The sequence below is a fragment of the Entomomonas asaccharolytica genome, assembly GCF_016653615.1.
Lineage (GTDB): Bacteria > Pseudomonadota > Gammaproteobacteria > Pseudomonadales > Pseudomonadaceae > Entomomonas > Entomomonas asaccharolytica.
In genome coordinates this window covers 2,442,768-2,456,149 of the sequence record NZ_CP067393.1, presented here as the reverse complement: position 1 = coordinate 2,456,149, position 13,382 = coordinate 2,442,768, and the positions used below count along the sequence as shown (strand labels likewise).

General features: G+C 38.0%; 11 protein-coding genes. 7 read left to right on the top strand and 4 right to left on the bottom strand.

The window, feature by feature from the left end:
* Positions 1 to 41: 41 nt before the first annotated feature.
* Complete coding sequence (gene dinB / locus JHT90_RS11375) at positions 42 to 1,106, bottom strand: DNA polymerase IV (RefSeq protein ID WP_201091033.1); 1,065 nt, start codon at positions 1,104 to 1,106, stop codon at positions 42 to 44.
* 207 nt (positions 1,107 to 1,313) lie between these two features.
* Between dinB and JHT90_RS11370 the strand changes: the two genes are divergently transcribed.
* Positions 1,314 to 4,775, top strand: a complete 3,462-nt coding sequence (locus tag JHT90_RS11370) for an autotransporter domain-containing protein (protein ID WP_201091027.1) — start codon at positions 1,314 to 1,316, stop codon at positions 4,773 to 4,775.
* Between the two features lie 111 nt (positions 4,776 to 4,886).
* Here JHT90_RS11370 and JHT90_RS15420 read toward each other — a convergent pair whose 3' ends face one another.
* A complete protein-coding gene (locus tag JHT90_RS15420) occupies positions 4,887 to 4,964 on the bottom strand; it encodes an SEC-C metal-binding domain-containing protein (protein WP_379971721.1) in 78 nt (25 codons plus the stop codon).
* Positions 4,965 to 5,221: 257 nt separating this feature from the next.
* Here JHT90_RS15420 and pgi point away from each other — a divergent pair, with 257 nt between their 5' ends.
* Positions 5,222 to 6,886 (top strand): glucose-6-phosphate isomerase, encoded by a 1,665-nt coding sequence (gene pgi, locus JHT90_RS11360; protein WP_201095865.1) that lies wholly within the window; start codon positions 5,222 to 5,224, stop codon positions 6,884 to 6,886.
* 40 nt (positions 6,887 to 6,926) lie between these two features.
* Here the strand turns inward: pgi and JHT90_RS11355 are convergent, their stop codons facing one another.
* The gene (locus JHT90_RS11355) at positions 6,927 to 7,685 is read right to left on the bottom strand and encodes an NUDIX hydrolase (protein ID WP_201091022.1); all 759 of its coding nucleotides are present in this window, start codon (positions 7,683 to 7,685) and stop codon (positions 6,927 to 6,929) included.
* Between the two features lie 129 nt (positions 7,686 to 7,814).
* Positions 7,815 to 8,135: a DUF2388 domain-containing protein gene (locus JHT90_RS11350; protein WP_201091017.1), complete on the bottom strand. Its 321-nt coding sequence runs from the start codon at positions 8,133 to 8,135 to the stop codon at positions 7,815 to 7,817.
* 373 nt (positions 8,136 to 8,508) lie between these two features.
* Here JHT90_RS11350 and mraZ point away from each other — a divergent pair, with 373 nt between their 5' ends.
* From mraZ to murE, 5 genes are read left to right on the top strand one after another with little or no spacing between them, the layout of a single operon-like run.
* Positions 8,509 to 8,964 (top strand): division/cell wall cluster transcriptional repressor MraZ, encoded by a 456-nt coding sequence (gene mraZ, locus JHT90_RS11345; RefSeq protein WP_201091016.1) that lies wholly within the window; start codon positions 8,509 to 8,511, stop codon positions 8,962 to 8,964.
* Positions 8,965 to 8,969: 5 nt separating this feature from the next.
* Complete coding sequence (gene rsmH / locus JHT90_RS11340; RefSeq protein WP_201091015.1) at positions 8,970 to 9,914, top strand: 16S rRNA (cytosine(1402)-N(4))-methyltransferase RsmH; 945 nt, start codon at positions 8,970 to 8,972, stop codon at positions 9,912 to 9,914.
* On the top strand, positions 9,914 to 10,204 hold the full coding sequence (gene ftsL / locus JHT90_RS11335; RefSeq protein WP_201091013.1) for a cell division protein FtsL: 291 nt from the start codon (positions 9,914 to 9,916) through the stop codon (positions 10,202 to 10,204). Before rsmH ends, ftsL begins: the two co-directional genes overlap by 1 nt.
* Positions 10,201 to 11,913 (top strand): peptidoglycan D,D-transpeptidase FtsI family protein, encoded by a 1,713-nt coding sequence (locus JHT90_RS11330; RefSeq protein ID WP_201091012.1) that lies wholly within the window; start codon positions 10,201 to 10,203, stop codon positions 11,911 to 11,913. Before ftsL ends, JHT90_RS11330 begins: the two co-directional genes overlap by 4 nt.
* 2 nt (positions 11,914 to 11,915) lie before the next feature.
* Positions 11,916 to 13,382 carry a UDP-N-acetylmuramoyl-L-alanyl-D-glutamate--2,6-diaminopimelate ligase gene (gene murE / locus JHT90_RS11325; RefSeq protein ID WP_201095863.1) on the top strand — a complete coding sequence of 489 codons (1,467 nt, stop codon included), beginning with the start codon at positions 11,916 to 11,918 and terminating at the stop codon, positions 13,380 to 13,382.

Genomic DNA, 13,382 nt, shown 5'->3' with positions numbered 1-13,382 from the left:
GGATTATACTAAATCCTTGATTAACATAAGCTGATTAAAGACTAGTTAAAAAGTGTTAATTGGATATTAATATCCTTTAAATCAATCACACGAGTACCAATGCCTAATAGTCTAACGGGCTTATTGCCACGTTCAAAAGCCTGTTTAAGTAATGTCTGATAACTGCTAAGGTCTAGAGGTGCGCCTTGTTGTTCTAGGGTTGTTTGAGTAAAGTCGTGGAACTTTACTTTGACAAAAGGTTTGCCTGTTTTATAACTATTATCTAAGCGTGCTATTCGGTTATTTAATTCGTCTATTAACTCAGGTAGTTTTGTAAGACAATGTTGCAAGTCGGGTAAATCTTCTTCGAAAGTACGTTCTACACTTACTGATTGGCGACGGTGTGTTTTAACAGGGCGATCATCTATACCTCGCGCAAGATGCCAAAGTCTTTCACCAAAACTACCAAATTCTCGCAGTAGTTCTGAACGGCTCCACTGTCTTAAATCATAACAGGTGTTAATGCCTAATTGATTTAATTTCACCGCTGTTACTTTGCCAACACCATGTAGTTTATGAACAGGTAGGTGCAGAATAAAATCATCCATTTTGTCAGGTGTGATGACAAATAAGCCACTGGGTTTTTTCCAGTCACTGGCGATTTTAGCTAAAAATTTATTGGGCGCTACGCCTGCTGAAGCAGTAATGCCAATCTCTTGATAGATTCGTTGTTGAATGGTTTTGGCAATCCGTGTGGCGCTATTATCGTAGAGCGGGCTATCAGTAACATCTAAATAGGCTTCATCCAGTGATAGCGGTTCTATAACGGATGTGTAATCTTGGAATATTTGGTGTATTTGCTTTGAAACAGCACGGTAGATATCAAAACGCGGCCTAATAAAAAGTAAATCAGGGCATAGTTTGTAGGCTTTTTGCGATGACATGGCAGAGCGTACGCCATAAGCTCTTGCCTCATAATTACAGGTGGCAACAACCCCTCGCTTATCTGGAGTGCCACCCACTGCAATAGGTTTGCCAACTAACTTTGGATCATCACGCATTTCTATTGAGGCGTAAAAACAGTCACAGTCTATATGGATGATTTTCCTAGGCAACGCTTTAACCATTAATAAATTTCAAGCAAATCAATAAACAAATTATAAGCTACACAATATAGATTTTTAATAATTTATTCTAGTTGGTCGTCAGCAGATTTTATTTATTACTTTAGTCTACGACTTATATGCAATAGATAATTAATTGGCAGCCAATAGAATGGAGCAAAATAGGTGTACTAGTGATTACACTATAATTAATGATGAGTCAGGTTCCATATGTCATTTTCTAATATATTCCATAAAGTTGTTTTGATTAGTGTTGTACCTATTTTTAGTGCTTCTTTATCAGTGAAGGCGCAAGTAGTATTTACTGATGAGGACTCTTTAAGAACAGCATTGCAAAATAGTGCAACTACCAGTGGAAGTATCCAGTTAACGCCTAAGGCAAAATCAATCAATATCACCACTGGTATTGATGGTAGTAGTGGTGCTAGCAATTTTATATTAGATGGGCAGACAGGCAGATTAACAGGTAATAACACGGTTGCCATTATCAATATGGGAACCAATGCAGTTAACTCAGTACAAAATATCGAAATTAATAATGGTAATTCTGCAAGTACAGGCGGTGCTTTAACAGCAGGAAGTATGAGTAATGGCATTATAAATTCTGCTTTTAGAAATAATGTCAGTGTCAATGGCGGTGGTGCTGTTTATATTGCTAATGATTTATCGGGTGGTATCAAAACAAATATCCATTTTGATTCAAATAAAACCACTAATGGTGATGGTGGTGGTATTTATGTAGGAAATAGTTTTTCTGGTGGTATTCAAGGTGTTGGTGGGGATACCCATTTTGATAGTAACCAAGCCTCTGGTAATGGTGGAGGTATGTATGTGGGCAATGATTTTAGTGGCGATATAAGTGCTAACTACTTTGCAACTAACTCCGCAGGTGGCGATGGTGGTGGCTTATATGTGGGTAATAATCTTGATGGTACTTTATCAAGCTATTCATTCTTTATTAATAACACCGCCGGTGGTAATGGCGCAGGCTTATATGTAGGCGGAACCTTAGCTACTATTAATGGTGCAATTGTTAATAATAACACTGCCACAGGCAGTGGCGGCGGTATCTGGACAGGGTCAATTACTAATCAGGTTACAGGTAACTTTAATGATAATACAGCCACTAATGGTAGTGGTGGTGCATTACATGTTGATAATGGCGATATTGGTGGTGGTATTATTAATAGTAGTTTTAATAATAATACAGCAGGTACCTCTGGTGGTGCTATTAATCTAGCAAACGGCAGTGTAACGGGTGGAGTTGTTGGTAGCCAGTTTACTAATAATAAAACGAATACCGATAATGGCGGCGCAATCAACCTCGATAATGGCGATATTACAGGCGATATAAATAATTCCAGTTTTCAAAGTAATGCTGCAGGTGGTGATGGTGGCGCTGTGAATATAACAGCAGGAAATATTACAGGAAGTATCATTAATTCAAATTTTACGGGTAATACGTCAGTAGGTAATGGCGGTGGGCTCAATCTTGCTAGCGGTAATATTGATGGCAGTATCAATAAAACTAATTTTATTAATAATAAAGCAGATGGTAGTGGTGGTGGCTTTGCGGTTAATGGTAATTTAGCAGGCATTGATAGCGCAGAAATTACCAATAATATTGCTGGTGCAGATGGTGGTGGTTTCTCTGTAACAGGCGTGTTAAACAATGGCATTACTAATTCCAACTTTTATCGTAATCAAAGTGACGGTGATGGTGGAGCTGGCTCTATTGGTACATTGAATGGCGGTATCAGTAACTCAACGTTTTCTCTGAATAGCGCAGTAAACGGTGGTGCGCTAAGTGTAGATAGTTTAAATGGCAATATTAATAACAGTACTTTTAGTTTTAATACTGCCAGTGGCAATGGTGGTGCTATTTATGTAGCTAATGGCGGAACGTTTAGCTTATCTGCCGATGCTGGAAAATCAACCATATTCACCAATAATGCGGATGGCTCAGGCAACGCGTCAAATAATAGTTTTTATTTCAATAACGGTGGCAATATGTCCATTATTGGCAGTGGCTCAGTGTTTCTTTATGACCCTATTACGGTGGCCAATGGCAATTTTAGTTTAGAGCATGCAACCAGTGATTCAGGTTTATTTTACTGGGGTGGTAAGAATGATATTTTAGGTGGTACTGCTGATATCAACTTTAGTACGGGTGCTACGCAGTTCCGTCCTGATTATACATTAGTTGCTCATAATGGTAGCCAAATGGATGTAACCTTAGGTGCTAATGAGCGGTTCTCTATTTATCTTGCAGATCGTGATCCTAATTTAGCTATCTTTGATTATAGTGGTGCGTCCTCTAGTTCTGTATTTAATATTGAAGCAGGCACCACGGTTTCTTCTCCTAAATCATTATTAGCACAAGTGGGCAGGTATTTGATGGTTAAGGATTTAGATCCAAGCCAGATGCCAACTCAAGCTGAGTTAGAGGCGATTAATATTATTCACAACACCAATGAATCCTTTAAAGCGATCTTTGAAATCATAGGCAATGATATTTGGTTAACTATGGAATTTAACCCTAATTTGGCTGGCTTAAGTCCTGATGGTGACAAAGCAATTAATTCTATTGAAGATTGGTTACATAACACAAATGAAGGGTTGACTGTGCTTACTAGAGATTTTGATAGAATCCGTAATGATGTCAACTCTATCCCACCAGAAGCTGCTATTACATTAGGGCAAGTGAGTATGAATACCCATGTTAAGCTAGCCCGTAATTCGTTAGATATGGCATTTAGTCATTGTGGGGAAAATAACCTGTTATTAATAGATAAAAACAGTAAACGCTGTGAAGATGAAAACTTTTATGTGTGGGGCGGCTATATAGGTAGTTTCGATCAAAGTGCCAGAAATTTAGGTGGCTATTCTGGTTATGATGCGAGAACAAATGGTTTTATTGGTGGTGTAACACTTAAATTTGATGAAAATTGGAGTGCAGGTGGTTATGCAGGCTATACTAAAACCGATACTAATTTCCGCGAGTTAAGTGCTGATGCAGACTCTAAAGCAGGGCATTTTGGTATTTTTGGCCGTTATTCTTTAGCAAATGGTTTCCACACTACATTAGATTTAGCCTATTCCTATCATGATAATGATATGAAAAGATACCCTGGTGGTTTAGCTGCCAGTAAAGGTAATTTTAAACAAAATATATACAGTGTTGGCCTCGAGTTAGCCTATGATATTGAACCTTGGAAAAATGGTCGTTTAACTCCTTTTGTGGCAGGTAGACAAGTATGGATGCATCAACAATGCTTTACTGAGCATAGTGGGGCAATAAATGCGAAAGTACAAAATATTAGTACGGATTTCTTTACCACTAACATGGGTGCAAGATTAGCCCAAGATTTTGCTATAAATGATAAAGCAGTGGTATCACCTAATATCATGTTAGGCTGGAGAAGTAACTATGGCCCTAAAAAACTTACTACCAGTGCTAGCTTGTTAAGCTCTAGTGGTCCAGCTACTGCACCCTTTGAAGTTAAATCTAGAAAACAAGAGCAAAATGCTTTAATGATGGGAGTGGGATTAAAAACAACAGGTATTTTAAAATCTGGCAACTCATGGGCGGTTAATGTTTCTTATAATAGAGAGGAATATGCACATGCCAGTGATGATGCATTAGTAGTTGGTTTTGAGTATAAGTTCTAATAGCCACTACAGTCTATTGTTGATAAAAGCGCTTCAAGTTATGAAGCGCTTTTTTATTTAATTATCTACGGTAATAATCATGACGATTACTGCCATCGAAAACAACCCGTTTTAAGGCAACATTTTTTGAAAGGTATGGCCAGAGCCACAAGGGCAAGGATCATTACGCCCTAGTTTTTCTTCTAGCACTTTATCACCGTGAACTGTACGAACTAAGCCACGTTTAACGTTGGTTTCTGATGGGAAGCCTTTACGGCGTTTGCTGGTTGGCTCAAAAAAAGCCTTTATTGTTAAAAGTATTCATGATGGTTCTCCTGTAGTAAGAGATTTAAGTAGTGTGTTAGATACTTTTATCTAACTTAACCATTATAATGGTTATTAGTTAATATATAAATGATATTATAATAACGTTAACCATCAAATTAATCGGCAAGGAATTGATGACAGTGCCTTACTATATACAACCACAAGATGTTACTAAGCTTTCAGCTTGGCAAGCATTAACTGAACATTACCAGTTAATGAAAAAGTTTGATATGCGCCAAGCATTTTCTGAAAACACTAATCGTTTTAAGGAGTTTTCATTAGAAGGTTGTGAGTTACTGTTTGATTATTCTAAAAATTTAATCACTAAAGAAACCATCCAATTATTAGTCAAATTAGCGAATGATGTAGGTTTAACACAAGCAAGAGCAGATTTATTCTCAGGTAAGTTTGTCAATGCCTCTGAGAATAGAGCGGCTTTACATACGGCTCTTAGAAGACCTTATGGCGATCAAGTGTTTATCAATGATGTAGATATTATGCCAGAGGTGCATCAAGTTCTACATCAAATGACTGAGCTGGTTAATAGTATTCATAACAAGTTATGGCGTGGTTTTACAGAAAAACCTATTACTGATGTGGTGAATATTGGGATTGGCGGTTCGTTTTTAGGCCCTATGTTGGTATCAGAGGGGTTATTGCCTTTTGCGCAAAAGGGAGTAACTTGCCATTATTTAGCCAATATTGATGGCAGTGAGTTTAGGGAAGTAGTGGCTGAATTAAATGCTGAAACTACCCTATTTATTGTTTCCAGTAAATCATTTGGCACATTAGAAACATTAAAAAATGCGCAAGCGGCAAGACATTGGTTTTTTGCCCAAGGTGGTACAGAAAAAGATTTAGCAAGGCACTTTATTGCTGTGTCATCTAATGTAAAAGCGGCTGTTGAATTTGGTATTGCTAAAGAAAATATTTTCCCAATGTGGGATTGGGTAGGTGGCCGTTATTCGCTCTGGTCAGCAATTGGTTTACCCATCGCTTTAAGTGTAGGTATGTCGAACTTTAAAGAATTGTTAGCAGGTGCTTACATGATGGATCAGCACTTTCTAACAGCACCTTTTGAGAAAAATATGCCCGTATTAATGGCATTATTAGGTGTTTGGTATAGTAATTTCTTTAATGCACAAAGCCATGCTATTTTACCTTATGACCACAATTTAAGAGATTTTGTAAGGCATCTGCAGCAATTAGATATGGAGTCTAATGGCAAAGGTGTGCGCCAAGATGGTAGTCCATTAACAATTGATAGCGGGCCTATTATATGGGGTGGTGTAGGTTGTAATGGCCAGCATGCCTATCATCAATTATTACATCAAGGAACACGCTTTATTTCGGTTGATTTTATTGTTCCTGTGGTCAGTGCTAATCCAGTAAATAATCATCATCAGTGGCTCTATGCAAACTGTTTAAGCCAAAGCCAAGCATTGATGTTAGGTAAAAATAAACAACAAGTTGAGCAAGAATTAACAGCAAAAGGCTATTCAGCCGAACAAATAGAGAAATTAGCACCTCATAAAGTTATTGCGGGCAATAGACCTTCTAATACATTGGTTTTGGAGCGTGTAAGCCCGCGTAGTTTAGGTGCATTAGTCGCTTTATATGAACACAAAGTATTTGTGCAGAGTGTGATTTGGGGAATTAATGCATTTGATCAGTGGGGTGTAGAATTAGGCAAAGAATTAGGCTTAGCTGTTTATAAAGGCTTAACAGATTATCAACCTACTCCTGCTGAAGATACCTCAACCCAAGGGTTAATTAACTATTTTCGTAATCACCATAGGGGTTAGTCTGTTAGCTCAATAGACAAAGGCATTGCTGTAATCATTATTATGATTTTAGCGTTTTCTCATTGTATTTAAAGCTACGTGGAAAGTAAGTCAGTCTATCAGGATTCGTTAATCGATAAATTTGTGCAGGACGATTGGTAGCAGGTCGCATTTTATTGGTGACAGGTTCTACTAAACTGGTAGCTAGAATACGTGTACGGAACGAGCTTTTATCAAGCTGGCGGTTTAGCACTATTTCATAGACTTTTTGTAAGTCAGGTAATGTAAATTCATCAGGTAGCAAAAAAGCAGGCAAAGAAGTGTACTCTACTTTTGCTTGTAAGCGTTGAATGGCATTACTCAGTAGTTCATTATGATCAAAGGCGAGTTGTTTTTGAATGTTATCATTGGTGATTGGAAACCAAGCAACTTCAGTCGCATTACCGCCTTGTTGTAAGATAACTTTGTCAGCACTTAATAAGGCAAAATAAACATGGGTAACAGACCAGCCTCGAGGATCTCGATTATTACTACCCCAAGCGCCTACTTGCTCAAGATAAGGCGTATCAACATTGGTTTTTTCTTTTAATTTACGTAAAGCACAACCATTTAAATCTTGATCTATAGCGACATCCAACAAACCACCTGGTAATGCCCAGTAATTAGCAAAAGGTTCTTGCTCAACATTAGGACGTTTCACCAGTAAAACCTGTAGTTGCTCATCTTTAACCGTAAAAATAGCAATGTCTACCGTTACTAAAGGGCGGATAATAGCGTCTAAAGAGCCTGTAAATTTTGATTTAGAAGGATGTCTTGACATAGGCATAGGCTTTTATAAATTAGAATATCGTTAGAATTATAGTACAACTAAGCAAAACTCAACTACTAATAATATAGAGGAGTATTAGTACAGAGTAGTTAATTAGATTATTATTTTTAATTCATTTACTTAATAGGTCAAAATCGCTTCAGCTAGTGTCAAATCAGCAATATGATTAGCTACGTGATAGTGTTGGCGAAGGTGTTGTAATGCTACTTCTAAATATACACCACGTATTTTGCCATTGCTACCCACAAAAGCAGCCGCATCATTTTGTGCTTGTTCAATAATTTTATCTCGCTTGCTGGTATCTGTGGATGCTGCTGAACCTGAAGTACCTGCTGTACTACCTGAGGTGGCAATATCATTAATGGCATTCGTAGTAGCACCAAATGCAAATACTTGCACTGAAAATAAACAACCTAACACAAGTAATAATAGATGACGCATATCTTACCCTTACTCAATGAATAATTTTTTTAGTATAGCGTGTTTTTTAGGAATACCCTATTAGCTATTAATGGATAAAGAATCTGTTTTTTTAATAATTATTAATTACTTAAATCTATTATTTGTTAACTCCTAATAAATTTTCTTATTGTTATTTTTGTTGTACTAATTTTCCTGTAAAAAAACCAAGTAATGATTATCAAACTTTAGTCAAGAACAGGTGTATTTACTGATTTTTATGCAGATTGTACTTGACTGATGTTGCATTGGTTTCTATAGTGTGCATAAGTGGTTTAAAGTGGTAAAAAAGGGTAGAAAGTGGTTAAATAATCTCTTTTAGTGGTAAAGAAAGTAGAAAATGAGGATTCAATAATTGTTTCGCGGAGCTAATGCAGTCAGTTTAGACGCTAAAGGTCGTGTAGCGATGCCTAGTAGGTATCGTGACGAGCTAAGTGTGCGCTGCTCAGGCAAGCTTATTGTAACCGTTGATGCAGTTGACCCTTGTTTAAATATTTATCCATTACCAGAGTGGGAGCTTATTGAAAGTAAGCTCCGTCAAATGCCTTCTTTACGTGAAGAAACCCGTCGTTTACACCGTACCTTGATTGGTAGTGCTCAAGATGTTGAGTTGGATGGTAATGGGCGTTTTTTAATACCTCCCCGTTTAAGAGCACGAGCAGAGTTGGATAAAAAAGTTGTTCTAGTAGGACAACTGAATAAGTTTCAGCTTTGGGATGAAGATACATGGAATGCTATTGAGCTAGATGATATGGCAGCCATAAAAGAAGCTGGTGGTTTACCAGAAGAATTACGTGACTTAATTTTATAACGACCATGACAACACAAAATTTTACTCATACAACGGTGTTGTTGAATGAAGCCGTTGAACAGCTTGCCATAGTGGCCGATGGTTGTTATGTGGACGGTACTTTTGGTCGTGGTGGTCATAGCCGATTGATTCTTAGTCGGTTAGGTAAGCAAGGTCAGTTGATAGGATTTGATAAAGATCCACTTGCCATTAATACGGGAAATTTATTAATGGCTGAGGATAAACGTTTTTCAATTATCCAAACTTCTTTTGCTGCAATGAAAGAAGAATTAGAAAAACGTGGTTTAGCAGGGAAGGTATCAGGAGTTTTATTAGATTTAGGTGTTTCATCACCACAGTTAGATGATGCAGATCGTGGCTTTAGTTTTAATCAAGATGGTCCATTAGATATGCGCATGAATCCGCAGTCAGGTATCAGCGCTAAAGAGTGGATCGCATCAGCCAGTGAAGATGAAATTAGCCGAGTGTTTAAAGATTATGGTGAAGAGCGTTTTGCTAAAAGAATGGCAAGAGCGATTGTACAGAGAAGGGAAGTTAAACCATTTGAGCGGACATTAGATTTAGCGGACGTTATAACGGTAGCTAATCCCGCTTGGGAAAAGGGTAAACATCCAGCAACTCGTGCATTTCAAGCAATTCGTATCTTTGTAAATAATGAATTAGGCGATTTAGAACACGGTTTACAAGCAGCACTTGATGTTCTAGCAGTTGGTGGTCGATTAGCAGTAATTAGCTTTCATTCATTGGAAGATCGTATTGTAAAACAATTTATGCGGAGGCAGGTAAAAGGTGAAGTTGACCAATTACCAAGGGATTTACCCATACAGGTAAAACCTTTTGAGGCAAAGTTACAGATAATTGGTAAGCCAATTTACGCTAGTGAGCAGGAGGTAAAAAGTAATCCTCGCTCTCGTAGTGCTGTATTAAGAACTGCAGAGAAGTTAAGGTAATGGATAAAAAACAAAGTGCCATGCCACAAGGCAGTTTATTAATGCTAATACTTTTTATTGCTGTATTGGTTTCAGCAGTAATGGTCATTTATACCAGTCATAAAAATAGACAACTGCTAAATGAGCTTTATCAAAATATGAGTATTTACAATAAAGCACAAGCAGAATGGGGTCGCTTAATTTTAGAACAAAGTACTTGGACGGCTTATAGTCGTGTTGAGAGAATAGCCGTTAATCAGCTAACCATGCATATTCCAGTCCCTAATGATGTAAGGATAATAGGCCAATGACAGCCAATACAAATAGTTATCCAGGGCGTTTTAAATTTGTATTAGTGTTATTAGCACTGATGGTAGGGGCTATTGTTTGGAAATTGCTTGATCGCCATGTTATTAATAATGAGTTTCTTAAATTACAAGGCGATTTAAGATCAGTGCGTTATATGCCAATTTCAGCCCATCGTGGCATGATTACAGACCGTAATGGTCAATACCTTGCAGTAAGTACACCTGTTATTAGTTTATGGGCTAATCCTAAAGAGCTATCACAAAAGCCAGATGAATGGCCTAAGCTAGCAAAATCATTAGGACAGAATGTTAAAACATTATCAGAAAAAATTAAAAAGAATGATGATAGGGAGTTTATTTACCTTGCTAGGGGATTAGACCCTGATAAGGGAAATGAGATCCTACAACAAGAATTTACTGGCGTATACTCCCTTGAGGAGTATCGTCGTTTTTACCCTGCTGGAGATACAGTCTCTCATTTAATCGGTTTTACTGATATTGATGATAAAGGTAGAGAAGGGGTTGAGCTTGCCTATGATGGCTGGTTAACAGGTGTTTCTGGTAAGCGTGAAGTGTTAAAAGATCGTCGCGGTCATTTAATTAAAGACTTGCAAATTGTTAGCCGTGCTAAACCAGGTAAACAAATCGAGTTATCCATTGATTTAAGACTACAATATCTTGCCATTCGTGAATTACACAATGCCATGGAAGAGTATGGGGCTAATTCGGCTAGTTTAGTATTGATTGATATTAAAACAGGTGAAATTTTAGCATTAGCGAATCAGCCTACTTATAACCCTAATAATCGCAGCCAATTAAGACCAGAAGAAGTACGTAATCGTGCGATGTTAGATGCCTTTGAACCAGGTTCTACAGTAAAACCATTTTCGATGGCGGCTGCTTTAGCCACAGGACGTTGGAAACCAGAAGATACTGTCAATGTGACAGGCGGTCAGTTAAAAGTTGGTCACTATACAATTAAAGACGTATCGCGCGCTACTATTCTAGATTTAACAGGTGTTTTAAAGAAATCTAGTAATATTGGTATGAGTAAGATTGCCTTTGATATTGGCGCTGAACCTATTTATGAAACAATGAAAAAAGTAGGTTTTGGGGAAACGACAGGCTTAGGATTCCCTGGAGAGTCAACAGGTTCATTACCTGTTCACCGTAAATGGGGGCCAGCAGAAACAGCTACTTTATCATATGGCTATGGTCTTTCAGTAACACCCGTTCAGTTAGCCCATGCTTATGCTACCTTGGCTAATAATGGGGTGAATTTACCGCTTTCTCTGATTAAGAGGGATGAAATTCCAGTAGGTACACAAGTTATTGATCCTGCTATTTCTAAAACCGTACTTAACATGTTGCAAGCAGTTGTTGAAGATGAAGGCGGTGTATTTCGGGCACGTGTTAATGGTTATCACATAGCAGGTAAAAGCGGTACAGCAAGAAAAACGATTGTTAATAAAGGCTATGGTGAAAATCACTATCGTTCATTTTTTGCAGGTATAGCCCCTGCGACTAATCCACGTTTTGCTATGGTGGTAGTGATTGATGAGCCGACTAAAGTGGGCTATTTTGGTGGTCTAATTGCCGCCCCTGTGTTTAGTAAAGTGATGTCTGGCACATTGCGTATGATGAATATCACGCCTGATAATTTAATGGCGAGTGATCAATCTATCGCACAGTTTTCTAATTTAAGGAGGTAATGATGTTGCTCAGCCAATTATTACCTCAAGTACAAAGCTCTATTGAAATAACAGGGCTGAAGTTAGATAGCAGAATGGTGCAGCAAGGTGATTTATTCCTTGCTGTCAAGGGTACTCAGCAAGATGGTAGAGACTATATTGAACAAGCTCTCCACAAGGGTGCATTAACTATCGTATATGATCCTGAAGATTATCAGTTAGCAGATTCTTTAGTTAATCAGCACCCTAACGCTGAGTTTATTGCAATAAAAAAATTAGATACCCATGTATCTGATATTGCTGGCCGTTTCTATGCTGAACCAGCAGCCTCATTACGTCTGATAGGGGTAACAGGTACCAATGGTAAGACCACAGTTACTCAACTAATTGCACAAGCAATGGATTTATTAAATGAACCTTGCGGCATTATAGGTACATTGGGTACAGGATTTTGGCAAAGATTACAGCAAGGTAAACAAACAACACCAGATGCAATAAGTGTTCAAGCAAGTTTAGCTAAGTTATTACAAGAAGGTGCTAAAGCGGTTGCTTTAGAAGTATCTTCCCATGGTTTAGATCAAGGAAGGGTGGCTGCATTACCTTTTAACGTGGCGGTGTTTACCAATTTAACCAGAGACCACTTAGATTATCATCAAACATTAGAAAATTACGCTGCTACTAAAGCCAAGCTTTTTGCTTGGGAAACGTTACAAGCCAGAGTGATAAATCAAGATGATAGTTATGGTAAACAGTTAATAAGCCAAAACCATCAAAAGCAGTTGCTTACTTATAGTATTGAAGACACAACTGCTGATTTGCACTGTACCAATATTTTGTTTAATGAGCAGGGTGTTACGGCCAACCTAGTTTCACCACAAGGAACAGGTTTATTACAGAGTCAGCTTATTGGACGGTTTAATTTAAGTAACGTGTTGGCGGTGATTGGCAGCTTATTAGGGTTGGGTTATGACTTAGCCAAAGTGTTGACAGTAGTACCCCAATTAAAAGCGCCTGAAGGCAGAATGCAATGTTTAGGTGGTGATGAAAAACCTTTAGTTATTGTGGATTATGCACATACCCCTGATGCTTTAGAACAAGTCTTAACAGCCTTAAAACCTCATGTTAAAGGCAACTTATGGTGTGTTTTTGGCTGCGGTGGTAGTAGAGATAAAGGTAAGCGCCCTTTGATGGCCGCTATTGCTGAAAGATTGGCAGATCACGTAGTGGTAACAGATGATAACCCTCGTGAGGAAGCGAGCGCTACGATTATTAATGATGTTTTACAAGGCTTTAATAATCCTCAGTTAGTACAGACTATTGCTGATAGGCAACAAGCTATTTTACAAACCATCACACAAGCAAACTCAGATGATGTGGTGTTAATAGCAGGTAAAGGCCATGAAGATTATCAAGAAGTAAAAGGTGTGCGTAGTCATTTTTCTGATATAGAACAAGCTAACCAAGCATTAAAGACTTGGGAGAGTAAATAA